Source organism: Dactylosporangium sp. NPDC000244 (genome assembly GCF_040300725.1).
Taxonomy (GTDB): Bacteria; Actinomycetota; Actinomycetes; order Mycobacteriales; family Micromonosporaceae; genus Dactylosporangium.
Genome location: NZ_JBEPEH010000003.1, coordinates 36479 through 60377 on the forward strand (window position 1 = coordinate 36479; position 23899 = coordinate 60377).

At 71.4% G+C, this 23899-nt stretch carries 18 protein-coding genes and 1 pseudogene; 13 read left to right on the top strand and 6 right to left on the bottom strand.

Annotated features, from left to right (window positions below):
• The first annotated feature begins 139 nt into the window (after positions 1–139).
• Positions 140–1063: a universal stress protein gene (locus ABT369_RS04980; RefSeq protein WP_350610375.1), complete on the top strand. Its 924-nt coding sequence runs from the start codon at positions 140–142 to the stop codon at positions 1061–1063.
• Between the two features lie 40 nt (positions 1064–1103).
• Positions 1104–2024 carry a universal stress protein gene (locus ABT369_RS04985; protein ID WP_350610376.1) on the top strand — a complete coding sequence of 307 codons (921 nt, stop codon included), beginning with the start codon at positions 1104–1106 and terminating at the stop codon, positions 2022–2024.
• A gap of 34 nt (positions 2025–2058) precedes the next feature.
• Here ABT369_RS04985 and ABT369_RS04990 read toward each other — a convergent pair whose 3' ends face one another.
• The 3 genes from ABT369_RS04990 to ABT369_RS05000 form a co-directional block, all read right to left on the bottom strand.
• Positions 2059–4626: a sensor histidine kinase gene (locus ABT369_RS04990; RefSeq protein WP_350610377.1), complete on the bottom strand. Its 2568-nt coding sequence runs from the start codon at positions 4624–4626 to the stop codon at positions 2059–2061.
• 24 nt (positions 4627–4650) lie between these two features.
• The gene (locus ABT369_RS04995) at positions 4651–6966 is read right to left on the bottom strand and encodes a glycoside hydrolase family 9 protein (RefSeq protein ID WP_350610378.1); all 2316 of its coding nucleotides are present in this window, start codon (positions 6964–6966) and stop codon (positions 4651–4653) included.
• Positions 6967–7162: 196 nt separating this feature from the next.
• Positions 7163–10771 (bottom strand): hydantoinase B/oxoprolinase family protein, encoded by a 3609-nt coding sequence (locus tag ABT369_RS05000; protein WP_350610379.1) that lies wholly within the window; start codon positions 10769–10771, stop codon positions 7163–7165.
• A gap of 89 nt (positions 10772–10860) precedes the next feature.
• On the opposite strand from ABT369_RS05000, the gene ABT369_RS05005 reads away from it, so the two are divergent.
• Entirely contained in the window at positions 10861–11916 is a 1056-nt protein-coding gene (locus ABT369_RS05005; RefSeq protein WP_350610380.1) for a Rossmann-fold NAD(P)-binding domain-containing protein, read from the top strand.
• On the opposite strand, the gene ABT369_RS05010 is transcribed toward ABT369_RS05005, so the two are convergent.
• The 3 genes and pseudogenes from ABT369_RS05010 to ABT369_RS05020 form a co-directional block, all read right to left on the bottom strand.
• Positions 11896–12525 carry a phosphate signaling complex PhoU family protein gene (locus ABT369_RS05010; RefSeq protein WP_350610381.1) on the bottom strand — a complete coding sequence of 210 codons (630 nt, stop codon included), beginning with the start codon at positions 12523–12525 and terminating at the stop codon, positions 11896–11898. The genes ABT369_RS05005 and ABT369_RS05010 overlap by 21 nt on opposite strands.
• Before the next feature lie 173 nt (positions 12526–12698).
• Positions 12699–12950: a hypothetical protein gene (locus ABT369_RS05015; protein ID WP_350610698.1), complete on the bottom strand. Its 252-nt coding sequence runs from the start codon at positions 12948–12950 to the stop codon at positions 12699–12701.
• A gap of 28 nt (positions 12951–12978) precedes the next feature.
• Positions 12979–13176: pseudogene (locus ABT369_RS05020) on the bottom strand (AMP-binding protein); the annotation flags it as partial.
• A 244-nt stretch (positions 13177–13420) separates the two neighbouring features.
• Between ABT369_RS05020 and ABT369_RS05025 the strand changes: the two are divergent.
• The 10 genes from ABT369_RS05025 to ABT369_RS05070 all read left to right on the top strand — a co-directional run bounded on the left by ABT369_RS05025 (position 13421) and on the right by ABT369_RS05070 (position 23881).
• Complete coding sequence (locus ABT369_RS05025) at positions 13421–14107, top strand: phosphoribosyltransferase (protein WP_350610382.1); 687 nt, start codon at positions 13421–13423, stop codon at positions 14105–14107.
• A gap of 142 nt (positions 14108–14249) precedes the next feature.
• Positions 14250–14519, top strand: coding sequence for a hypothetical protein (locus ABT369_RS05030; protein WP_350610383.1), 270 nt, complete (start codon positions 14250–14252; stop codon positions 14517–14519).
• A 186-nt stretch (positions 14520–14705) separates the two neighbouring features.
• Positions 14706–14876 (top strand): hypothetical protein, encoded by a 171-nt coding sequence (locus tag ABT369_RS05035; RefSeq protein WP_350610384.1) that lies wholly within the window; start codon positions 14706–14708, stop codon positions 14874–14876.
• A 342-nt stretch (positions 14877–15218) separates the two neighbouring features.
• Positions 15219–16544, top strand: a complete 1326-nt coding sequence (locus ABT369_RS05040; RefSeq protein WP_350610385.1) for an aspartate aminotransferase family protein — start codon at positions 15219–15221, stop codon at positions 16542–16544.
• Positions 16541–17470 carry an inositol monophosphatase family protein gene (locus tag ABT369_RS05045; protein ID WP_350610386.1) on the top strand — a complete coding sequence of 310 codons (930 nt, stop codon included), beginning with the start codon at positions 16541–16543 and terminating at the stop codon, positions 17468–17470. The genes ABT369_RS05040 and ABT369_RS05045 overlap by 4 nt, the downstream gene beginning before the upstream one ends.
• Positions 17467–18495 carry a zinc-dependent alcohol dehydrogenase gene (locus ABT369_RS05050; protein WP_350610387.1) on the top strand — a complete coding sequence of 343 codons (1029 nt, stop codon included), beginning with the start codon at positions 17467–17469 and terminating at the stop codon, positions 18493–18495. Before ABT369_RS05045 ends, ABT369_RS05050 begins: the two co-directional genes overlap by 4 nt.
• Positions 18492–20411 carry a beta-galactosidase gene (locus ABT369_RS05055; RefSeq protein ID WP_350610388.1) on the top strand — a complete coding sequence of 640 codons (1920 nt, stop codon included), beginning with the start codon at positions 18492–18494 and terminating at the stop codon, positions 20409–20411. The genes ABT369_RS05050 and ABT369_RS05055 overlap by 4 nt, the downstream gene beginning before the upstream one ends.
• Complete coding sequence (locus ABT369_RS05060; RefSeq protein ID WP_350610389.1) at positions 20408–21322, top strand: ScbA/BarX family gamma-butyrolactone biosynthesis protein; 915 nt, start codon at positions 20408–20410, stop codon at positions 21320–21322. The genes ABT369_RS05055 and ABT369_RS05060 overlap by 4 nt, the downstream gene beginning before the upstream one ends.
• Positions 21315–22685 (top strand): amidase, encoded by a 1371-nt coding sequence (locus ABT369_RS05065; RefSeq protein ID WP_350610390.1) that lies wholly within the window; start codon positions 21315–21317, stop codon positions 22683–22685. The genes ABT369_RS05060 and ABT369_RS05065 overlap by 8 nt, the downstream gene beginning before the upstream one ends.
• Positions 22682–23881: a cytochrome P450 gene (locus ABT369_RS05070; RefSeq protein ID WP_350610391.1), complete on the top strand. Its 1200-nt coding sequence runs from the start codon at positions 22682–22684 to the stop codon at positions 23879–23881. Before ABT369_RS05065 ends, ABT369_RS05070 begins: the two co-directional genes overlap by 4 nt.
• Positions 23882–23899: the final 18 nt, after the last annotated feature.

The following is a 23899-nucleotide window of genomic DNA, read 5'->3' on the forward strand; positions in this document are numbered from 1 at the left end:
GCGGCGCCGGGAGCAGGCGGGCCTCGCCGCCGGTCACCCTCGGCGGGCGAATCTGTCGCGCTCGGGTGTGGGTCTCGTCGAAATGGAGAGCGTGGCTGTCGCACCCCCCGCGTGGTGCTCAGGGATCGGAGGGAACGTCGTGACCACCGAATCCATGCCCGCTGCTGCCGTCGTCGTCGGCGTCGACGGCTCCCACGACGGTGCGCGCGCCGTGCGGTGGGCAGCCGCCGACGCGGCCCGGCGGCACCGCCCCCTGCACCTGGTCCACGCGTGTGGGGCGCCGCCGGACCTCAACCCACCGGTGGGGCCGGCGGTGCCCGTCGCCTGCCAGGAGGAAGCCCGGCAGATTGCCGAACGGACCGTCGCCGGTGCGTCGGTGCAGGCCCGCGACGTCGCGGCCGATCTGCGGATCACCACCGAGATCGTCGCCGACCGGCCGGTGCCGGCCCTGCTGAACGCGGCGAGGAACGCCTCGGTGTTGGTCGTCGGCAACCGGGGTCTCGGTGGCTTCGCCGCACTCCTGGTCGGTTCGACCGGCGTCCAGCTCGCCGCGCACGCCGAGTGTCCGGTGGTGATCGTGCGCCGTCCCGATCGTCCGGACGGGCCGGAGGCCGGGCGGGTCGTCGTCGGCGTCGACGGTTCCCACGATGCCGAGCACGCCCTGCGGTTCGCCTTCGAGCAGGCCGCGTTCCGCGACACCGGGTTGACGGCGGTTCACGGATACTGGTTGCCGGTTCGGGTGGAGGCGGGTGGCATCACCGCGGTCGCGTACGACGAGGACGAGGTGCGCGAGGAGCGACGGCGGGTGGTGTCCGAGTCCCTCGCCGGTTGGCGCGAGAACTACCCCGACGTCGACGTGCGCCTGAACGTCGTGCCGAGACTGGCCGGCGGGGCCCTCAGCGATGCCGCGGCCGGTGCGGAACTCCTCGTTGTCGGCGCCCGCGGTCACGGTGGATTTCCCGGGTTGCACCTGGGTTCGGTCAGCCAGGCGATGCTCCACCACGCGCCGTGCCCGGTCGCGGTGGTTCGCGAGCCGCACAGCCCGCCGGGCCCGACGCGGTGACGATCGTGACGCCGGTTCCCGGCCGGACAGCGAGGAGGCGATGATGCCGGCCAGCATCAGCCTCGGCTACGACGGTTCCCCGGCGGCGACCGCGGCGATCGAGGCCGGTGCTCGGCTGTTCCCGCAGGCGTATGCGTGGGTGGCGCACCTGTGGACGCCGCCGTTCGGCAGCACGAGCTTGCGCGACCGGCTGTGGACCGGCGCCGAGCGCGTCGACGAGTTCGTCGAGGCGGTCGAGCGGGAGGGCCGACGGGAGGCCGACCGGATGGCGGCTGTCGGTGTCACCCTCGCCACGGCCGCCGGTTGGACTGCCGAACCACTCGTCGTGTCGAGCTACGGCGGGGAAGGAATCCGGTTCGCCGAACTCGCCGAGCGCGTCGACGCCGATCTCGCCCTGGTCGGATCGCGCGGGCTCGGCGGCACTCGGGCGGTGCTGGGCAGCGTGTCGGACATGGTCGTGCACTACACGTCCCGGCCGGTCCTCGTCGTCCCGTATCCACTGGTGATCGACGAATTCGCAGCCCTGGCCGAGGGACCGGTGCTCGTCGGATACGACGGCTCCGCCGGGGCACAGGCTGCGCTGGCGACCGCGGGCCGGCTGTTTCCGACCCGGACGCTGCTGCCGGCGACGGTGCAGGACGGTCAGGTCACCGGCGAGGCAGCACATTCGCCGCCGGCGGGCAACCGTGTGGCGGCGCGGCTGCAGCTGGCCGGCGGGCAGGGACCGCACGGACGTTCGGTTGCCGCGGCGCTGGCGGGATGCGCCCGGCAGCGCGCGGCGGCCGTGCTGGTCGTCGGGTCGCGCGGCCGCTCGGCCGTTCGTGAGATTCTGCTCGGCAGCGTGGCGATGGCCGCGTTGCACCACGCTCATCTGCCAGTGCTCGTCGTGCACACAGCCTCTGCCGGGGTCGAGCACGAACCCGCTGGGACGGCAGCAACGCAGCCGGCCGTGGCACCGTGAACAAGCGGGGACTCAGGGTTGCCCCGCGTCGGCGTCATGAAGTGGCGGCGGTGGGCAGGGTCAGGCTCACGGTGAGCGCGCCGCCAGGAGCGACGTGGTGGCGAAGCGTGCCGCCCATGGCCTCGGTGAGCGCGCGGGCGGTGTCCATCGGGATGCTGCGGACAGCGTCGACGCCGATCGTCCGAGGCGTTGCCCGGGTGTGCCGTTCGTCCACCGCCGGTGGCCGCCGGTCGTCGCCGGTGACGTCGATCGCGAGACCATCGGGCAGCACGTGCACGCTCAGCGTGGCCTGCGCGGGCCGTGGGGTGCGGCGTAGGACGTCGGTGGCGAGGCTGGTGATCACGCGGGTGAGCAGGTTGGCATCCGCGATGACGTCGGGCATGTCTTCGGGGGCGTCCACCGCGATGTCGCGGCCTCCCGGGCCGAGGTCTTCCAGCGCCACCGACAGGACCTCGTCGAGTTCGACGGGGCGCAGGTGGATGTCCAGTGCTCCCGCATTGGCCTGTGCGAGGTGTCGCAGGTCGGTGAGCACGCCCGCGATGCGGTCGAGGCCGGCGCGCCCGGCCGCGGTCCGATCCTGTCGCTGCCGGACGCTGAGCGGGTCGTCCGTGGCGAGGCGGTCGAGCGTGTCGCGTACCAGGGTCAGCGGCTCCTGCAGTTCCCGTTCTGTGGCCAGCAGCATCGTGGTGCGCGCCCGGTCAGCGGCGATCTGCTGGTCGGCGCTGGCGACATGCGCGGCAAGCCGCTGGCGGTCGCGGCAGGCGGCGAGCTGGGCGGCACACGCCACCAGCACCCGCTGGTCGTTGTCGCCCAGGACGCGGCCTCGCCCGGCGAGGGCGAGCGACTGTCCCGCCGGGACGCTCGTGTCGGCCTCGTCGGGGAGTTCCGGTGGGCGGTCGCCGGCCGATGCGAGCACCTGCCAGGGCCGCCGCGATGTGCTCGTCGATTCCCGGCCGAGCAGGCTGACCGCGTCCAGCGCGAAGAGCCGGCGGATTCGCTCCACCTGGGCCGGCAGGTTCGGCTCACCCAGCGCGGCGCGGGCCAGTGAGCTGAGCGCGGCCGCCTCCGCCGACGCGCGTACGGCGCGGCGGGTCTGCCGGGTGGCGGTGTCGATCGCCCAGCCGAGGATCGTCGCGACCGCGACGAAGAGGACCAGCGCGGCGATGTCGTCCGGCCTGGTGAGCAGCATCGCGTGCTGCGGCGGCATGAACCAGTAGTCGGCCAGCAGCGCGGCCGCCAATGCCGTTGCCGTGGCCGGGTACAGGCCACCGGTCAGCGCCGCGACGATCACGGGCAGCAGGTAGCCCAGCAGGACGCTGGAGTGCGTGAAGCGTGTTTGCAGCCCGGCGAGTGTGACGGCGGACAGCAGCAGCACCGACAGGACCACGGCGGCGAGATACTGCCGGGCACCCCGCCCTCGGCCCGCGCGTGGCAGCCGCAGCCCGGGTGCGACGGCCGCGTGCTCGTGCGTGACCATGTGGACGTCGATCGGCCCCGACAGGCGGATGACGCGGGCGCCAACGCCTTCACCGGTCAGCGCCGACATCGGCCACGGTGTGCGGCTGGCGCCGAGCACGATCTGCGTGGCGTTCTCGGCCTGGGCGAACTGCAGGATCGCCCTCGCGACATCGTCGCCCACGACCTGGTGGTAGTGACCGCCGAGCGACTCGGCGAGCACGCGCTGGGCGGCCAGCGCCGGTTGGCTGCCCAGCGTCAGGCCCCCGCTGGGGATGACATGGACCGTGAGCAGTTCGGCGCCCTGGATGCGTTCGGCGATGCGGGCGGCCCGGCGGATGAGCGTTTCGCCCTCGCGGCCGCCGCTGAGCGCGACCAGGATTCGCTCGCGCGTCTCCCAGCCTGTGGCGATGCCGTGCTCGGCGCGATACCGCTGCAGGCACTCCTCGACCCGGTCGGCCACCCACAGCAGGGCCAGTTCGCGCAGGGCGGCGAGGTTGCCAGGGCGGAAGTAGTGGGTCAGCGCCGCCTCGATCCGGTCCGGCGGGTAGACGTTGCCGTGCACCATGCGCCGGCGCAGCGCCTCCGGCGTCATGTCGACCAGTTCGACCTGCTCGGCGCGCCGCGCCACCGAGTCCGGCAGTGTTTCGTGCTGGGTGATGCCCGTGATCTGGCGGACGACGTCGTTCAGGGACTCCAGATGCTGGATGTTGAGCGTGGTGACCACGTCGACGCCGCGGTTGAGCAGTTCCTCGACGTCCTGCCACCGCTTGGCGTTGCGGCAACCGGGGGCGTTGGTGTGGGCCAGCTCGTCGATGAGCGCGACCTGCGGGTGCCGGGCCAGCACCGCGTCGAGGTCCATCTCGGTGAGCCGGGCGCCCCGGTACACGACCTCACGCCGGGGCACCAGCTCCAGCCCATCGGCCATCGCCGCGGTGAGCCTGCGGCCATGTGGCTCGATGAACCCGATCACGACGTCGGTTCCCCGCGATCGGCGGCGTTGCCCCTCGGCCAGCATGGCGTAGGTCTTGCCGACTCCGGGCGCCGCGCCCAGGTAGATACGCAACCGCCCCCTCGGCGTCGTCGTGCCGATCCGGCGCTGTTGTGCGGGGCGCGGCGAGGCTCCGGTCGCGGCCGAGCCGGTCATCGGTGGACACCTCCGGCGGAGAGCTCATTGTCCCGCCGCGGCCGACTCGACGTGAAGCGACCAGCCGACCGGCACCACGACGTTGACCTGATGGTTCGCGCCCAGGCTGACCGTCACGTCGCCGATGCGGACCCGGCCGTCGTGGTTGTCCGGCGGGCGTTGGCCCGCGGAGAAGGACGCGATCCAGGACAGCGCGGCATTCCAGTTGATCGCAAGCTCGTTGGTCGACCAGGACTCGATGTCGTCCAAATAGCAGAACTGCGGTTTGGGGTGTTCCCCGCTGGGCGTGTGGAACAGGACCTTCTTCGCCTTCGGGTCCTCCAAGCCGGGGTTGGGCCCGCCGGCGACGGATCCCGCGGGCGGCCGGGGCAGCCTGGGGTCGAGCTGGTGACCGTAGATGCGGCTGTGCTGGTTCTGGGAGCAGCGGCTGCCGTAGCCGGTCACGTAGGAGTTGTTGAGCGCGTTGCGGCCGAGGATGAAGTCGAGGCCTTCGAGGACGCCGTCGCGGTAACGGCGGTCGCCGGTCAGATCGAATGCGGTGGCGATGACCATGAGCTTGTTGAGAATGACGCTCGTAGAGCCCCAAGTGTACTCGTTGTCCCCGATCGGGACGCCGTAGGCCTGATCCCGGATGGTCTGCAGATAGTGGTCGGCGGCCTCACGCACCGAGGAGCGGGCGGCGTCACGGTCGTTGTCGGCCAGTCTGCTGGGCACTGTGGCGAGATCCATCCGGCCGAGCGGCGCGACGAACTTCCAGTCGGGCCCGGTGTTACGGAAGGCGTCACCGGTCCAGTACGGCGGGGAGCGCAGGTAGTCGAGGTACGGCTGCTCGCCCGTCGTGATGTACAGCTCGGCGGCGGCCCAGTAGAACTCGTCGCGGACATCGGTGTCGTCGTAGGCGCCGCCGCCGTCGGTGTCGTCCGGCCGGGCGTACATCGCCGGATGGTCCTGGGCGGCCTTCCACGTGGTGCGGGCCGCGGCCAGGCAGCGGTCGGCGAACGGGCCGTCGAAGGGCTTGAACAGCCGGGCGGCCTGGGCCGCGGTTGCGGCAAGGTTGAGGGTCGCCGCCGTCGATGGCGGGTGCAGCTCACGGATCTGCGGGTCCTGGTCGGGCAGGCAGGGCAAACCCGTCCAGCCACGGTCGTGGACCTTGTGGTGGACCATGCCGGCGTTGGGCTTGCCGTCCGGAACCTGCATGCGCAGCATGAACTCGAGCTCCCAGCGGGCCTCGTCGAGGATGTCCGGGACCTTGTTGCCCCGCTCGGGGATGTCGAGGGTGCCGTCGCCCAGCGCGTCCGGGTCGCCGGTCTTTGCGGTCTTGGTGCGTTCGTACTGGCTGAGCAGCTGGGCGGTGGCGATGCCGCCGTTGACGACGTATTTGCCGTGGTCGCCGGCGTCGTACCAGCCGCCGCGCACGTCCAGCCGGTAGTCACCGGCGCCGGGCTGGCAGGGCACGCTGGTATCGCCCTGGTTGGGCGGCACCCCGGTGTGACCGGCCGGGCGGGCGTAGCCGGGCGCGAGCGCGTTGTCGATGGCGATGCCGCTGCGCTGCACGTAGAAGAAGTGCAACGCGTCGCGGCGCAGCCGTTCGTGGACGGAGTCGGCGATGACGAACGGGAAGCTCTGCTGCCCGTCGACACGCAGGGTGTAGCCGTCGCCGGGCGTGGTCACCGCCGTGAAGTCGATGGTGTGCACCTTCTGCCCGGACGACGTGTCGAGGCCGCGCGGGTTCGACCGGCCGGACGCCACGACCTCGCCCGTGCCGGAGACGACCTGCCAGGACTGCGGGTCGGGTACGTCGGTCACCACCGTGGCGTGCTTCGGGCCGTCCGGCAGGTAGCCGACCTGGTTGACCCGCACCGGCGGGTCGGTCTTCGGGACGTACCACTCCCACGGCTCGCCGCCGACCAGCGAGACGTCGTCGAGGGTGAACGTCCACGGATCGCCGGACCCGCCGATCTGGAAGGAGACCTGGCCCCGCTCGGTGCCGAGGTTGGAGGTGAACGAGTAGTGGTACTGCTGCGCGTTCGTGGTGAGCTGAAGGTCCTGCGACCACGTCGCCGTGTAGGGCGGGTCGCTGAGCTGGACCTGAGCCTTGATTGCCACCGGTCGGCTGGCCGAGGCGGTGAACGAGATCGAGTACGGCGTATTGGCGCTCAACCGAATGTCGTTCTCGCCGACGAGCACGTCCCAAGGCTGGCGCGTGCCGCCGGGCACCTGCACCCGCAGCCTTCCGTCGGCCGCCGTCAGCGCCGTGCCGGCGGAGAACCAGCCCGCGGTGTCGTTGCCGTCGAACGTGCCGTTGAACACCTGCTCACGCGGTTCCTTGACTGTCACCATGTCTCGACCATGCCGCCGCAAACGCGGGCGTCACCACGGGATGTGACTCGTGGCCGATGCTCGTGTCGTTGCCGTCGCCCGATCAATCACCACTTCGGTGCGGGATGTGTGGTGGCCAACGGCTACTCGGCGCCGGCCGAGCTTCCGGTCGCACGACCGCATCGCGGCCGGACGCATCGTGGACGGCCGCGCGCGCTCACGAGGCACCGTATCCGCCGCCGCCCGGTGTCTCCACGACCAGCACGTCGCCTGGCTGGACGTCGACAGAGCCGCAGCCGGGGAGGCGGACGACACTGCCGTCGGCGCGTTCCACCCGGTTGGCGCCGAGCCCGCCGGGCGAGCCGCCGGCCAGGCCGTACGGCGGCACTCGCCGGTGGCCCGACAGGGTGCTGACGGTCATCGGCTCGCGGAAGCGGATGCGGCGCACGGCGCCGTCGCCGCCTCGCCACCGGCCGTCGCCGCCGCTGCCGTGCCGGACGGCGAACTCGTCCAGGAGCACCGGGAAGCGCCATTCGAGGACCTCGGGGTCGGTCAGCCGGGAGTTCGTCATGTGGGTCTGTACCACCGAGGCCCCGTCGAACCCGTCACCGGCGCCGGATCCGGAGGCGATGGTCTCGTAGTACTGGTGCCGGTCGTTGCCGAAGCTGACGTTGTTCATCGTCCCCGACCCTTCGGCCTGGACGCCGAGCGCGGCGTAGAGCGCGCCGACGATCGCCTGCGACGTCTCCACGTTTCCGGCGACCACGGCGGCGGGGTAGACGGGCGCGAGCATCGAACCGGCGGGCACCACGATGCGCAGCGGGCGCAGGCAGCCGTCGTTGAGCGGGATCTCGTCGGTGACCAGCGTCCGGAAGACGTACAGCACCGCCGCGGTGACCACCGACGAGGGTGCGTTGAAGTTCGTTGCCAGCTGCGGTGACGTGCCGCTGAAGTCGATCGTCGCGGCGCGGCCGGCGTGGTCCACCGCGACCCGTACCGCGATCGTCGCCCCTGAGTCCATCTCGTAGCGGTACTGGCCGTCACTGAGCGCGTCGATGACGCGCCGTACGGCCTCCTCGGCGTTGTCCTGGACGTGCCGCATGTACGCGTGCACCACGTCGAGGCCGAAATGGTCGATCATCCGCCCCACCTCTTCGACACCCTTGGCGTTCGCGGCGATCTGGGCGCGCAGGTCGGCAAGGTTGGTCGCCGGGTTCCGGGACGGGTACGGCGCCTCGGTGAGCAGCCGGAGCGTCTCCTCTTCGCGGAACCGGCCGTCCTCGACCAGCGGCCAGGTGTCGAACAGCACGCCCTCCTCGTGGACGTCGCGGCTGGTGGCGGGCATGGAGCCGGGCGTGAGTCCGCCGATCTCCGCGTGGTGGCCCCGGGAGGCGACGTAGAACAGCACCTCGGTCCGCTCGTTGCCGAAGACGGGGGTGACGACGGTGAGGTCGGGCAGATGGGTGCCGCCGTGGTACGGATCGTTGATCGCGTACACGTCGCCGGGCCGCATGCCGGGGCGGCGGCGGATGACCTCCTTGACGCTGGCGCCCATCGAGCCGAGGTGTACGGGGATGTGCGGCGCGTTGGCGATGAGATTGCCGTCCGGGTCGAACAGCGCGCACGAGAAGTCCAGCCGCTCCCGGATGTTCACCGACTGCGCGGTCGACTCCAGCCTTGCCCCCATCTGCTCGGCGATCGACATGAAGAGATTGTTGAAGATCTCCAGCAGTACCGGGTCGACCTGGGTGGTCGCCTCGGATGCCGTGTCGCTCGGCCGCACCCGTTCCAGGAGCAGGTGGCCGAACTCCGTCACCGCCGCCTGCCAGCCCTCGTCCACCACTGTGGTCGCGTCCGCCTCGGCCACGATGGCCGGGCCGCCGACGGTGTCGCCGGGACACAGGCGCTCCCGCTCGTACAGCGGCACCTCCCGCCAGACTCCGCCGGTGTACAGGCGGGTGGTGGTGAGCGGTCGTGCGGCGGCGCGTTCCGGCGCGCCGGCGGGCTCACCTAGCAGGGTGAGGTCCGGGGGTTCGGTCAGTCCGACGGCTTCGAGCGAGACCGCCTCGACGATCAACGGCCGGTCCATGAGGAACGCGTACATGCGCCGGTACGCCGTCCGGAACGACGCAACCATCGTGTCCAGCTCGGCGAGCTCGACCGGCAGCGCGGTGTCGGTGCCCTCGAAGCGCAGGTGCACGCGCCGGTGCACCCGGATCCGCCGGGCCGGCACGTCCTCGTCCAGCAGCTGCGAGCGCGCCGCCGCCTCGAGGGCGTCCGCGACTTCGGTCAGCCGCCCCATCACCGCGGGCTCCAGGCGGCTCTCCACCGACTGTTCACGCATCGCGGTGGTGTCGGCGAGGCCGATGCCGAGCGCGGACAGCACACCGGCCATCGGCGGCACGAGCACGGCGCGGATACCCAGCGAGTCGGCCACCGAGCACGCGTGCTGCCCGCCGGCGCCCCCGAATGTCGTGAGCACGTACCCCGTGACGTCACGGCCCTGCTGTACCGAGATCCGCTTCACCGCGTTGGCCATCTTCGCGACCGCGATCTGCCGGTACCCCTCCGCGACCTGCTCCGGCGTGCGCTCGTCGCCGGTCTGTCCGGCGATGGCCGCGGTCAGGTCGGCGAAGCGCCGTCGCACCACGTCGGCATCCAGCGGCTGATCGCCGGCCGGACCGAAGACCTGGGGAAACGTCGCAGGCTGGATGCGGCCGAGCATCACGTTGGCGTCGGTGACGGTGAGCGGCCCGCCGTTGCGGTAGCAGGCCGGTCCCGGGTCGGCACCGGCGGAGTCCGGGCCGACGCGATAGCGGGCGCCGTCGAAGTGCAGGACCGACCCGCCTCCCGCCGCGACGGTGTGAACGTCGATCATGGGGGCGCGCAGCCGCACCCCCGCGATCTGGGTGTGGAAGACCCGCTCGTACTCGCCGGCGTAGTGCGACACATCGGTGGAGGTGCCGCCCATGTCGAAGCCGATCACCTTGTCGAAGCCGGCCAGCTGCGACATGCGCGCCATACCGACGATGCCACCGGCCGGGCCGGACAGGATCGCGTCCTTGCCGCGAAAATGCCCTGCCTCGGCCAGGCCCCCGTTGGACTGCATGAACATCAGCCGTACACCGTGCAGCTGCTCCGCCACCGCTTCGACGTACCGGCGCAGCACCGGCGACAGGTACGCGTCGACGACGGCGGTGTCGCCACGCGGCACCAGCTTCATCAACGGGCTCACTTCGCTGGAGCACGAGACCTGACCGAAGCCGATCCGCTCCGCCAGCCTCCCGATGTCCCGTTCGTGGGCCGGGTACAGGTGGCTGTGCAGGCAGACCACGGCGGCCGCGTGAATGCCGCTGTCATGCACACGCTGCAGGTCGCCGGCCAGCCGATCGAGATTCGGCGAGCGCAGCACGGTGCCGTCGGCCGACATCCGTTCGTCCACCTCGACCACGCGCTCGTACAGCGCCTCCGGCGGCACGATACGCCGGTCGAAGATTCGTGGCCGGTTCTGGTAGCCGATCCGCAGCGCGTCACCGAAGCCTTCGGTGATGACCAGCACGATGCGTTCGCCCCTGCGTTCCAGCAGCGCGTTCGTGGCGACCGTGGTCCCCATCCGCACCGCCTCGATCCGATCCACGGGTATCGGTGCCGCATCGGGAAGGCCGAGCAGTGCCCGAATTCCGGCGACCGCCGCGTCGGCGTAGCGCGCCGGGTTGTGCGACAACAGCTTGCGTGTCACCAGCCGGCCGTCGCCGGGCCTCCTGGCGACGATGTCGGTGAACGTGCCGCCACGGTCGATCCAGAACTGCCACCGTCCGCCTAGCATTGCGGTCCCCCCTTCGGGTTCCGGTGACGCATCGCCGCGGATCCACGGACGGGGTACCGTTCGCTGTGTCTGCGACGAAACGCGTTCCCATGGCACACCAGACAGTCGGCGTCTACAGCGAAACCGCGCCGGGCGAACGGCGCGTGGCGGTGGTGCCTGCGGCCGTCCGTTCGATCCTCGACCTCGGGCTCGCGGTCGCCGTCGAAACCGGCGCCGGGCGCGAGGCCTGGTTCCCCGACACCGCCTACACCCGGGCCGGGGCCACGCCGGTGCCCCGCGCCGAGGTGTTCGACGCGGCTGACATCCTCATCGGTGTCCAGCCACCGAACGTCGCCGCGACACACCGCTTCCGGGCCGGGCAGGCGCTCATCTGCCTCCTGCAACCGCAGCACGTGCCGGATCTGATCCGCCGCTGGGCCGATCAGGGTCTCACCGCGATCGCCGCCGACCTGATGCCCCCCACTTCTGGCCGCGCCGGGCCGATGGACTTTCTCGGCGCGCAGGAGCGGGTCGTCGGCTACCAGGCGGCGGTGACCGCCGCCGACATCTTCGGTCGCTGCCTCTGCGAACCCGCTCCCGGCAGCGGCACCGGCCGGCCCGCGCGCGTCCTTGTCGTCGGCCGTGGACCGGCCGGCCACCAAGCCGCCGCCACCGCGCGCCGGTTGGGTGCGGTCGTCCACGTCTGCGAGGCTCATCCCGCAGCGTGCCCGGACATCGCGGCGAGCGTTCGCGGCAGCGACATCGTCATCGTCACCGCCGAGCACCCGGGCAGGCGGCCGCCCGTGCTCGTGCCCGCGCGAGGCATCCGGGCCATGCGCCCTGGATCCGTCGTCGTCGACACCACGGCCGGCGCGTTCGGCCGCGCGGTCGAGCTCGCCCAGCCCGGCGACACACGGGTGGTGGAGCCCGGCGTCACCGTCGTCGGCGACGACAACCTGGCCTCCAGGACGCCCACCGATGCATCGACGGCCTACGCGATGAGCGTCACGGCCCTGCTCAAGCGTCTCGTCCGCGGCGGTGCGCTGTCGATCGATCTCACAGATCCCGCCCAGGCCGAGGCGGTGGTGACACATCACCGGGACATCCTCAACGACGCAGTGTGGCAGCGAATCCTCGACCAGATCTCACTGGCGGGTCTGCCCTGAGTCCGCGGCCAGGATCGCGTGCCGAGTCATGGACACCGCGAGCTCAGCACAGCGTGCGTAGTACCGGCACGCCAATGAGGTGTCCAGCGCGGCATCCACATCGACCGGAGCCGGGTCGTGCAGCAGCAGGCGACAGAGCCGCTGTCGCAGCCGCCGCACCTCGGCATCGGCCGCCTCGATCCGTGCCTCCGTATCGGCCCGCGGCGACCTGCCGGCGCTGCCCGCCGTGGCCATCATGTCGGTACAGAGCCGACCCATGCGGCACACGACGGCCTGCACGTCGCCCGGCACCGCCGGCCGCCCCGGCCGTGACCCGGCGATCTCAGCCAGCCGCCTCGCCAGTCCTTCGACACACTCCGCGTCGGCGTTGACCTGCGCGGCGACGATGATCGCGCGCACAGGGACCGCGGGTGACACGACCCGGGTCTCCGCGATCGCCAACGCCTGATCCTCGACCGCCTGGCGCAGCGCGTACAGGGCCTTGTCGGCGTCGGGCAGAGCGCTCGCGGCGGAAGGACCGGAGTCGCACAGAGCCCTGGTGACGTGTTCCAGCGCGATGTGCGAGCGTTCGATCACCTCGGTCAGGTGACCGCTCAGCCCGCTCGACATTTGTTGATCCCACACCCCAGCCTCCTACTGGATGGTCGCGGCGCCGCAGCGTATCGGGGTGGCTCGTGGCCTGGGCGTCATTCGCGGTGGGGGTACCCCGGGCGCCGAGGACGAATCACCCGCGGCCCGGCACGCCCTCGCTCAGCCGGACACGTTGACCCCCGCGATGCCGGTCATCCTGGGCCGTCTCGGGTCTGCGTCGCGCGGAGGAACGCCGGTGTGCTGGCCAGCGTCGCGAGCTGTGGATAGTCCTCCTCCTCGATGCGATGCCCGGCCAGGTTGGCGTACCACCGGTCGGCCTCGAACTCGCCCGCGTCGACCAGCACCGTGGCGCCGTGGGCGAGCGGGGCGATGATGCCGTGCGACGTGCCGGTGACCCAGCCGGGATCGGCGGTGCACCAGAACACTTCGTCGCGGGTCGGCACGCACGGGCGCCACCTTCTGCTCGTAGTACTCCGGCGTGGTCACCAGGACGGCGGCGTCGCCGAGCCGGAGCCGCTCCCGCACCGGCTCCGGCCCGAAGGCCGAGAACAGCGGCGACAGCACCGCGGTGTACTTCAGGGTGCCCAGCGCCGCGACGTAGAGTTCGGGGCAGCGGCCCAGCAGGGAGAACACGCGCTCGCCGGGTTGGACGCCCAGACCGGCGAGCATGTTCGCGAAGCGGTTGGTCTGGCGGGCCAGTTCGGCGTACGTCAGGTCCTGCGGCACTCCCCGTGCCTTCTCAAGGCAGGCAGCGCCTAAGTGTCGGTAGCACCCGAACAATGCCTCGAGGTCTCACCCCGCCAACGCCACGCCCTCGGCGTAGCGTTGGCGGCGATTCCCACCGACCTGATCCAGGTCTCTTGCTCCGCCCGGGTCGTGGCTGGACGTCCGCGCGTTCGCGAGGAGGCGGACGATGATCTTCGAAGGCTCGGTCTTCGAGAACCGTGCCGACGCGGGCCGGCAGCTCGCCGGGAAGCTGTCCTTCCTGCGCGGCCAGGACATCGTGGTGCTGGGGCTGCCGCGTGGTGGGGTACCCGTGGCCTATCAGGTCGCCGCGGCGCTGCAAGCTCCGCTCGACGTGATCATCGTGCGGAAGCTCGGCGTCCCGGAGCAGCCCGAACTCGGCATGGGCGCTATCGGTGAGGATGGCGTGCGTGTCCTCAACCCGCAGGTGATACGTCTTGCCTGGGTCAGCGCCGGCGACCTGGCGGAGGTCGAGAAGTCCGAACGAGCCGCGTTGGCCAGGCGCGTCGGGCGGCTGCGCGGGGACCGTCCGGCGGAGGAGCTGGCCGGGCGCATCGCGGTCATCGTCGATGACGGCGTCGCCACCGGCGCCACGGCTCGCGCCGCGTGCCAGGTAGCTCGCGCCCGGGGCGCGATCCGCGTCGTCCTGGCGGTCCCGGTTGCGCCGGCTGACCTGATCGAGCCGCTGCGTCGAGATGCCGACGAGGTGGTCTGCGTGCGAAGCGTGAACTGGTTGTCGTCGATCGGCGAGTGGTATGCCGACTTCGCCCCCACCTCGGACGACGAGGTCCGAGACTCGCTCACCAGGGCCGCCGCCCATCGACCGTCCCCCGGAACAGCGGCCGAGGCCCGGTAGGGCGCGATGACCGGCCTGTGCACCGACTTGGCGCGACGCGAGTCCGGGCAGGCACGACTGCCCGGACTCGCGGGTTTCAAGCGCGTCAGCTCGGGAAGCTCGCGTATGCAGATGTGCGAGCCTGATACAGCACACCGCACGGGTGGAAGTGGTCGACATGTCCGTCGAATTGCATGACGCGATCGACAGCATGAGTAAGGTGCAGAATCCCGCCGAACAGCAGCATCTGGTGCAGTCGGCGGTGGAGCTGATTCCACCGGGGCAGCGCGAGGCGGTCGTGGAGGACGTGGCGTCGTCCGTCCTCGGCAGCCCCTCCAAGTGGGGTTACGAACGTCATCTGGCTGATCGTGTTCGGGATGCTGGCAGCCGTTGTGGTAGGCGGCACGCTGCTGGGGCTGAACGCGAGCGGTAGCGGGCAGACCGCGGTGTTCGGATTCGTCGGGATAGCCCTTGGCGCCATTGTCGGCATCCTCGCCCCGCGGCCCGGAACGAAAGCATGAGTGAGCGCTGCATCGCGCGAATGGCCACTGTGGATGTGGTCCTGACATCCAAGGTTCACCCCTGAATCGCTCGACGGCACCCGCAGGTGGCCGCGGGCGTGCTGGTGGCGGGTTCCCCCATCCCGGCCATCCGCGAGATCGTCGAGGGCTCGTCTCCTCCGCCGCGTGCCGAGGCCCACGTGCGCTACCACGCCCGCCATGCGGCGGAGGCGTCCGTCGGCAGCCGTGAGATCGGCAACCCCGACCAGCCGCACCTGTACGTACAGTGACCTGCCCGCGCCGGGCGAGCCCCGATCGATAGCATTCCCGCATCGTCGGCGGCCTATGCCGCCTGTGATCTCGCCCAGGGCGTACCGCGCTGCCCGGACGATGGCCGGCATCGGTGCAACCCTCGTCCGGCCTTCGGGGGGATTTTCCGTCAGACGAAACGGTACGTCGCCGGTGCGGAAGTCGTGGCGTGGTTTGGCGGGAGATCATCCAGCGCCGCGGCCGCGACGGGCCGCCGGGCGGCGGGCGGGTCGACTCGGCGTTTTTCGGGAGTTGGAAGGTTTTGCTTTCCGTCCTTCGCGTCGCGGAACAAAGGTGATTCGCCATTGACACTAGGAGCATCGATGTCAATATTGGTGACGGGTTCGATCGGTCTCGGCGGCGAGTCAATCAATTTAGGAGAGTCAATGATTGGGTCGATTAGTGACTCTATCTACTACCCGGTCAGTGACATAATAATGGTGCGGGGTGAAGGTATCTACGTCTACGACGACGGTGGAAACCGATACATCGACTGCGCCTCCGGGACATTCAATCTCAGTCTCGGCTACTCGCACCCCGCGGTTGTCGCGGCCATTCAGAAACAGGCCGAGAGCCTCGTGCACGTCACCTCTTCGTTTCAGACGGAGTCGGTCAACACGCTCGTGAGGCACCTGCTCGCCGCAGCACCGGCAAACCTCGTCAAGGTCCACCTGAAGGTCGGCGGGGGTTCCGAGGCCAACGAGGGCGCGATCAAGATGGCGCAGCACGCCACCGGCCGCGGCGAGGTGATCTCGCTGTTCCGCAGCCACCACGGCCAGACGATGATGACGACCTCGCTGTCGGGCAACGCCTTCCGCAAGGCGCCGTTCCCGCTGCTGTACCCGGGCTCGCTGCAGGTCCCCGACCCGTACTGCATGCGCTGTTTCTACGGCCAGCGGCGCGAAACCTGCGGGCTGATGTGCGTCGAACGCATCGACGACTTCCTGGAGTACGCCAGCGGCGGACAGGTCGCGGCGATCATCCTGGAGCCGATCTCCGGCAACGGCGGCAACATCGTGCCGCCCGAGGGCTACCTGCCGCGGCTGCGCGAGTTCTGCGACGAGCACGACATCCTGCTCATCTTCGACGAGATCCAGACCGGCATCGGCCGCACCGGGCGGATGTTCGCCGCCGAGCACTTCGGCGTGCGGCCCGATGCCATCACCGTCGGCAAGGGCCTCGGCGGCAGCGGCGCGCAGATCGCCGGGATTCTGGCCGGCGAACGTCTCGCCGGGCTGCCCGCCCATCACCACTCGTTCACCTACGGGGCGAACACGCTGGCCGCGGCGGCGGCTGTCGCCGCCCTGGAGGTCATCGACCGACCCGAGTTCCTGGCGAACGTCCGCGCCACCGGCGAGCACATCATGCAACGCCTGCGCGACCTGCAGCGGCGGATGCCGGTCATCGGCGATGTGCGTGGTGTCGGCCTCATGATCGGCATCGAGCTCGTGCAGCCGGACGGCGCACCGGCCGTGGACCTGGCCAACGAGGTCGCCCGCCGCGGATTGGGGCACGGGCTGTTGCTGCGCACGTCGCGGTACGGCTACGGCAACGTCGTGAAGATCCGGCCCCCGCTCATTCTCACCCACGAGCAGGCCGACGACATCTGCGACGCGTTCGAGACGGTGCTGCGTGAGGTCGTGGCGTGAAGGACCTCGTGACCGGCACCGCGGCGGCGGTGCGCAGCGCGTTGATGGCGCAGGGGCATCGCCGGCGCAGTGTGCACGGCGATTCGCCCGGCGGCGATGCCCAGTTCGACATCGACAAGGTGGCCGAGGAGGCGGTCTGGGAGTACGTGTGGCGGCACGCGCCGGTGCCCGTGGCCGTCTACACGGAGGACGAGGGGCTGCGGACCACCGGCCCCCAGCCTGAGCACGTGCTCGTCGTGGACCCGATCGACGGCACCCGCCCCGCCTCGGCCGGGCTGGAGATGGCCACCGTCTCCATCGCCGCGGCGCGGATGGGCGAAGGCCGCCCGACCGTCGGCGATGTCATAGCCGCGCACGTCCTGGAGATCAAGTCCGGTGCGTGGTTCTACGCGGACACCCACACCGGACTGCGAACGGGCGGACACGACCGGCCGGTGCCGTGCTTGAGCCCGAACACCGACCTGACCCGGATGTTCTGGTCGATGGAGCTCAACGGGCACCCGATGCGGCTCATGTGCGACGCCTACGGTCACCTGGTCGACGCCTCGGCCAACACGGGCGGGGTGTTCGTGTTCAACAGTGCGTCGTACTCCATCACGCGCATCATCACCGGCCAGCTCGACGCGTTCGTCGACGTAGGCAACCGCATTCTGCGCGATCACCCGGAGACCGAGGCCGCGTTCCGGCGGGTCGGCCGGGGCAGCGTCCTGCACTTGTTCGGGTACGACATCGCGGCGAGCGTCTATCTGGCCCGTCGTGCGGGTGTCGTCATCACCGATGCCTACGGCGATTCGCTGGACACCATGCCGCTGCTCGCCCTGGACCCCGCCAGTCAGCGTTCCTGTGTCGCGGCCAGTACGCCGCGGCTGCACGCCGCGCTTCTTGAGTCCATCACCTGGAACACCGTCAGTGGAGGTACACCGTGAAAGCGCTTGTCCTGCAAGAGGATCGAAGCCTGCGCCTCGTCGAACGGCAGCGCCCCGTCTGCGCCGCGCCCGACGACGTCATCGTCCGCATCACGCAGGCCGGCATCTGCGGCACCGATCGCGGCGTGCTGCTCGGCAAGTTCCAGGCGGATGCCGGTGTGGTGATGGGCCATGAGGCCGTCGGCGAGGTCACCGAGACCGGGGCCGGTGTCACCACGCTCAAGCAGGGCGATCGGGTCATCATCAACCCGACGCTGTACTGCGGACTGTGTCACTGGTGCCGCCGTGGCGCGCTCAACTTCTGCCTGAACAAGGCGGGCAACGAGATCGGCATCGACCGCGACGGCGCGTTCGCCGGATTCATGCGGCTGGAGGAGCGCTTCCTGCATCTGGTGCCGGAAGGGATGTCGGACGACCAGGCCGTGCTCGCCGAGCCGATCGCATGTGTGCTCAACAATCTCGAGGCCGCCGCCATCCGCCCGGACGACGAGGTCGCCGTGCTGGGCGGCGGGCCGATCGGCACGCTCGTCGCCCTCGTCGCGGGCCACTCCGGCGCCGCGGTGCGGGTGGTGGAGGTCGACCCGTACCGGCGCGCCGTCGCCGAGGCGTTCCTGGCCGCCGTACCGGGCTGCACGGCGCGCGTCGAGGAGCCGGGTGCCATCGCCGCGCGTTCGGCGTCGCTCGTGGTGGACAGCGTCGGATCGCTGACCGCGGAGGCATGGGAGCTGGCGGCGAACCTCGGCCGGATCGTCGTGATGGGGTTCAACGACCGCGCCACGTGGACGATGCGCCCGCTGGAGCTGCTGCAGCGCGGCCTGCGCGTCATCGGTGCCGGCGACTACAACAGCCTGCTGTTCGACCGGGCCGTCGACCTCGCATCCCGGCTGCCGTTGTCCGGCCTGATCAGCCACCATGTGCCCATCGACCGCTTCACCGAGGCCCTCGCCGCGATCGGGGCCGCCGGCGGCGACCACGACCAGTACGCCGGCATGAAGGTCGTCATCGATCTGCGGGACGCGGCATGAGCACCGGATATCCGTTCGGATACGAACGACCGGTGATCTTCGGCGAGTACCCCTACTATCGGGCGGACCCCGATCGCTGGGGGCCGAACCTCGCCGCGCTCGCCGAGGCCGGTGTCGATGTCGTCACGTGCTACATCCCGTGGCGTTTCCACGAGCGTGCACGGCACCGCTACGACTTCCGTGGCGTCGGCGACAAGCAGCGCGACCTGCTTCGGCTGCTCGACCTCGCCGCCGCCGCCGGGCTGCGCGTGCTGCTCAAGCCGGGGCCGTTCATCCACGCCGAGGTACAGCTCGGCGGTCTGCCGGACCGGGTCAGCCCGACCGTCGATCCGCGGTTCGCGGCGGTGCTCGACGTGGGCGGCCGGCCGGTGACGTCGCAGGGACTCGCCCTGCCGAGCCTGTTCTGCCCGCTGTACCGCGAGGAGGTCCGCCACTGGCTCGGTGCCGTCGAACGGCACGTCCTGGCGACCGCGCTGGCGCCGCACGGACCGGTCGTGGCGGTGCAGCTGGGCAACGAGGGAATCTACAGCGACGCCAATCAGCCGGTGACCGCGCACGATTTCAGCGCACCGGCCGTGGCGGCGTTCCTGCGCGACACCGGCCGGTCCGACGCCGGCGACCCGTCGACGTGGCCGGTCGAAGTGCGCGAGGCATGGGCCGAACACAGCGGCACGGTGCTGCGCCGGCACTACCTCGACCTGGCCGAGGGGCTCTCCCCGGCCGTGCGTCAGGCGGCGACGGTCAACCTGCCGCTGCCGGCGCTCGACGGCGCGGCCGGTGGCGCCGCGGCGTGGTTGCTGCGCACCGCGCCGCTGGCCGGGATCGGGTTCGCGCTGGGGTACACCGGCTGGGTCGGCAGCGTCGCGCGCAGCCGCAGCGCCTTCGCATCGCACTGGTTCGGGGTGCGCGCTCGGCGGTACAGCAACGTCGAGGACAACTGGGGCTTCACCTGGACCGACCCCGCCTACGACCGGCCCGGCAACGCCATGTTCCAGGCGCTGCTGGCCCTCGCGCTGGAATCCCGGACCTACAGCGTCTACACCGCCTGTGCCACCGAGCACTGGGGAGCGGCGATCGACTTGGACGCGCAGGCGCTGCTGGCGGAGGGCATCGACCCGATCGACTACGCGCCGCCCTACTGCCCCGGTGCGCCACTGCGCGAGGACGGCGGTACCGGCGCGAACATCGCCGCACTGCACGCCCTGCGCGACGTCGTCCGATCTGCCGCGCCGCTGCCGGAGTCGTTCAGCGCGGACCTGGCACTGCTGGTGCCCTCGGCGCTCGCCCGATCCGAGGCTTGGCCGGAGGAGACCGCACCGGCCGGACCCGCGCTGCGCGACGCGGCCGATTTCTGCGTCGAGCTGATGGAGCGGCAGCAGTACCAGATCGAGGTCCTCACCGAGGAGAGCGCCGAGCACAGCTCGCTGCCGTGGCTCGTGCCGGTAGGGCCGGACGGGCCCGGCGAGCGGCTGGCCGGGCTGATCCGCGACCACCGGCGCGCCGGTCACCTGGTCGTGCTCCTCACGGGCGCCGGCGGTGCCCCGCGCACCCCGCACGACCCGCTGCCGGTGTTCCCGCTCGCGACGCGCGATCGGGCACCGCTGCTGCGGATACTGCCGGCGGCGCGGCACGCGCACCCGGCGACCGATCCCGCCGTCGTCCTGGTGCACACCGGTCCCGACGGCGCGGCGCGCTCGGTCTTCGTGTTCAACCTCGGCGCCGAGCACGCCACCGTCCGCCGGGCGATCGACGGAGGCACGGTGAGCGTGGAGGTGCCGCCCCGCAGCGCGGCCCTGCTGCGTCGCACCGGCGACCGGTTCAGCCGCATCATCACCAGCGCCGAGCTGGATCCGCCACCGCCACCGCCGACGGGCATCTTCGCCACCGTCCCGGCCAGCATCGAGGAGAGCCCATGACCGCCGACACCATCGCGCCGCCCGCGGAAATCACGTTCGACAACACGGTGCCGCGCGCGCTCGTCGACCGCGGCGACACGACCACCGTGCTCATTACCAGCTGGGTGAAGACCCCGACGTCGATCACCGCCGGTGCGGTATGGCCACGGCTGGGCGGCTACTACACGCTCCTGGATCATCAGCGGCACGACCCGATCCTCGTCCTGGAGACCTTCCGGCAGTGCGCGTTGCTGCTGGCCCACGTGGTCGACGACGTTCCGCTGGCGACGATGCAGATCCTGCGCGCGGCGCACTACACCGCCGACCCGGAGGGCCTGCGCGTCACCGACAGGCCGACCGAGGTCGTCGTCACCATCGACTCCGGCCGGATCGAGCCGACGGGTCACGCGATTCTGCAGACCTCGATGGACTGCCGGCTGTTCCGGGACGGCCGCCTCGTCGCGAGCGGTGGCGGCCGGGTCATCGTGCCGCCGAACGACCGGTACCTGAAGGTGCGCGGCCGCGACCCGCAGGAGGTGAAGATGCCCGCCGCGGCACCCGAGGCGTCCGTGCCGCCGGCGAGCGTCGGGCGGGCACTGCGGCGTGACGTCGTCATCGCGCCCGGAGCACGCCCCGGCGCCTATCTGCTGCACATCGATGCCGCGCACGCCAACTTCTTCGACAATCCCACCGACCACACGCCGGGCATGCTGCTCACCGAGGCGATGCGTCAGGCGGTCGTCGCGGAGTCCGGCGACCCGTACTTCGCGCCGATGACCCTCGCGGTGCGGTTCCACCGCTTCGTCGAGCTCGACCAGCCGGGCGAGGTCCTGGTGCGCCGAACCCGGCAGGGCTTCCACACCGAGGTCCGGCAGGACGGCAAGCTCGCCGCGCACGCCGACTGGCCCGTGACCGGCCAAGCCGATGGATGAGCTGCTCGCGGCCGGCGCGGTGCGGACGATCGCGGCGCTGCGCTCCGGCGAGGTGAGCCCGGCGGACCTGCTCGACGCCGTCGAGGCCCGCATCGCCGAGACCGAACCGCGGCTGCACGCGATGACGGCGGTCTGCGTCGACCGCGCCCGGCGGCGACGATCCGGCAACGACGGCCCGCTCGCCGGGCTGCCGGTCACGGTGAAGGACGTCGTCGACGTCGAGGGGGTGCCGACGACGTTCGGATCCGAACCGTATCGCGGGAATGTGCCACGGCGTTCGGACCGGCTCGTGACGCGTATCGAGGCCGCCGGCGGCGTGATCGTGGGCAAGACGAACCTGCCGGAGTTCAGCGCCGGCGCCGACACCGTCAGCCCGGTCGGCGGTCGTACCGTGAATCCGGCCGATCCGTCCGTGTCGTGTGGTGCGTCCAGTGGCGGCGCCGCGGTCTCCGTCGCCGCGCACCAGGCGTGGCTGGCCCACGGCGCGGACACCGCCGGTTCGATCCGCATCCCGGCCGCGTTCTGCGGCGTGGTCGGGGTGCGGCCCACGCCGGGGCTCGTCACCACCGACCGCGACGACGATCCTTCCGGGCTCGAGGTACACGGACCGCTGGCGCGCACCGCCGCCGACGCCGCGCTGTTCCTGCGGGTGTTGGCGTCCCAGGACCTGCCGTCGCCGGAGCCGGGTGCCCGGCTGCGGATCGCGTTCAGCCCGGACCTCGGCGGCATCGTGCGGGTCGAGGACGAGGTCGCCGCGGCGTGCGCTCGAGCCGTGGCGGACCTCGTACGGCTGGGTCACCAGGTCGAGGAGGCGGTGCCGCCGGTGCGGGGGGTCCACGACGCTTGTCTGATCCTGCTCGGGCACCGAGCCGTGGCGCTGCACGCCGAGCGGGTCGAGCGGCACGGTACGGCGCTGGGCCCGGCCCTGCGCGCCGAGGTTTCCGCCGGGCTGGCGATTCCGGCCGACCGGGTCGCGTCCGCGCTGCGTCGCCGGGCCGAGCTGCGGGCGGCGATGGAGACGTTCTTCGGCCGGTTCGACGTCCTCGTGACGCCGGTGTTCGGGGTCGGGCCGTGGCCGTTGCCGCACGGAACGAGCCCGTACCCGGACGAGCCGTACCTGAGCCTGGGCGCGGCGGCGTGGCCGCTGACGACCCTCGCGCCGATGGCCGGCTGCTCTGCGGTCGCGGTGCCCTGCGGCACCGCCGGCGGGCTGCCCGTGGGCTTGCAACTGCTCGGCGCGCCGTACAGCGACCTGCGACTGCTGCGCCTCGCCGCCGACCTCGAGACGGCCGGCCTGGACACGGCCGCCGCGGCCGCCGGGTCGGCGACCCGCGATGGGACCGGCGATGGGAGGCGATCGTGAACGAATACCCGGCCGCTCGCGAGGCTCCGGACCTGGTGCCCGCGCGGTACGCGGACTGGCGGGAGGAGGGCCCAGCGACTCGGGTGAAGCTGCCGGACGGGCGGCCCGCCTGGCTGGTCACCCGCTACGACGACGTGCGCAACGTGCTGCGGAACGCGACGCTGAGCTCCGACACGAGCGCGCCGGCCTGTCCCCGCTTCGGCTCGGCGGTCGAGGTACCGCCGCTGAACACGACGCTGATCGCGCTCGACGGACCTGCGCACACCCGGCTGCGCCGCATGCTCGGGCCGGAGTTCTCGATTGCTTCCGTTGCCCGGCTCACGCCGGTGGTCGATCGGATCGTGGAGGAGTCGCTCGACCGGCTCACGGCAGGGCGGCACACCGCCGACGCGCCCGCCGACCTGGTCGAGGGGTTCGCGCTGCCGGTCGCCTCACGGCTCATCTGCCACATCCTCGGTCTGACCTACGAGGCCCACGCGACCTTCGAGCGGAGCACCCACGTGCTCTCCGCGGGCACCAGCACGGCGCAGCAGAAGCTCGATGCGGGAGCCACCATCGTCGGGCTCGTCACCGAACTCGTGGCCCAGCGGCTGCGTGAGCCCACCGACGCGGACCTCACCGGCCGGCTGACCGGACGCTACGTCGCCACCGGTGAGCTGACCGAGCAGGAGGCCGTGCACAACCTGACGCTGCTGCTCGGCGCCGGGCACCATACCTCCGCCAACATGACCTCGCTCAGCGCGCTGAGCTTCATGCTGCATCCATCCCTCGCGCGGCGTTTCCGCGACGAGCCGGAGGTGCGGCCGAACCTCGTCGAGGAACTGCTGCGCCATCACACGATCGTGCAGCTGGGCCTGTCGCGGGTGGCGGGGACCGACATCGCCCTCGGCGACACGGTGATCCGCGAAGGCGAGGGCATCGTCCTGAGCCTGCAGGGCGCCAACGGCGACCCGCGGCATTTCACCGGTCCGGGCACGCTCGACCCCGACCGTGCGGAGGCGCGCTACCACCTGGCGTTCGGGTTCGGACCGCACACCTGTATCGGGCAGAACGTCGCCCGCGTCACCATCCGCAGCGCGCTGAGCGGGCTGGTGCAACGGCTGCCCGGCATGCGCCTCGCCGTGCCGCTCGAGCAGCTGAGCTTCAACGACGCCCTGGACTTCCACGGGCTGCGCCGGCTGCCGGTCCATTGGTAAACCGTCACCCAAGTTAGG

What these genes read in the sequence shown, in the direction of transcription:
- ABT369_RS04995 (WP_350610378.1), bottom strand. Translation starts at nt 6,966, where the DNA reads ATGGTGACAGTCAAGGAACCGCGTGAGCAGGTGTTCAACGGCACGTTC.
- ABT369_RS04985 (WP_350610376.1), top strand. Translation starts at nt 1,104, where the DNA reads ATGATGCCGGCCAGCATCAGCCTCGGCTACGACGGTTCCCCGGCGGCG.
- ABT369_RS05010 (WP_350610381.1), bottom strand. Translation starts at nt 12,525, where the DNA reads ATGTCGAGCGGGCTGAGCGGTCACCTGACCGAGGTGATCGAACGCTCG.
- ABT369_RS05040 (WP_350610385.1), top strand. Translation starts at nt 15,219, where the DNA reads ATGTCAATATTGGTGACGGGTTCGATCGGTCTCGGCGGCGAGTCAATC.
- ABT369_RS04990 (WP_350610377.1), bottom strand. Translation starts at nt 4,626, where the DNA reads ATGACCGGCTCGGCCGCGACCGGAGCCTCGCCGCGCCCCGCACAACAG.
- ABT369_RS05025 (WP_350610382.1), top strand. Translation starts at nt 13,421, where the DNA reads ATGATCTTCGAAGGCTCGGTCTTCGAGAACCGTGCCGACGCGGGCCGG.
- ABT369_RS05005 (WP_350610380.1), top strand. Translation starts at nt 10,861, where the DNA reads ATGGCACACCAGACAGTCGGCGTCTACAGCGAAACCGCGCCGGGCGAA.
- ABT369_RS05000 (WP_350610379.1), bottom strand. Translation starts at nt 10,771, where the DNA reads ATGCTAGGCGGACGGTGGCAGTTCTGGATCGACCGTGGCGGCACGTTC.
- ABT369_RS05065 (WP_350610390.1), top strand. Translation starts at nt 21,315, where the DNA reads ATGGATGAGCTGCTCGCGGCCGGCGCGGTGCGGACGATCGCGGCGCTG.
- ABT369_RS05055 (WP_350610388.1), top strand. Translation starts at nt 18,492, where the DNA reads ATGAGCACCGGATATCCGTTCGGATACGAACGACCGGTGATCTTCGGC.
- ABT369_RS05060 (WP_350610389.1), top strand. Translation starts at nt 20,408, where the DNA reads ATGACCGCCGACACCATCGCGCCGCCCGCGGAAATCACGTTCGACAAC.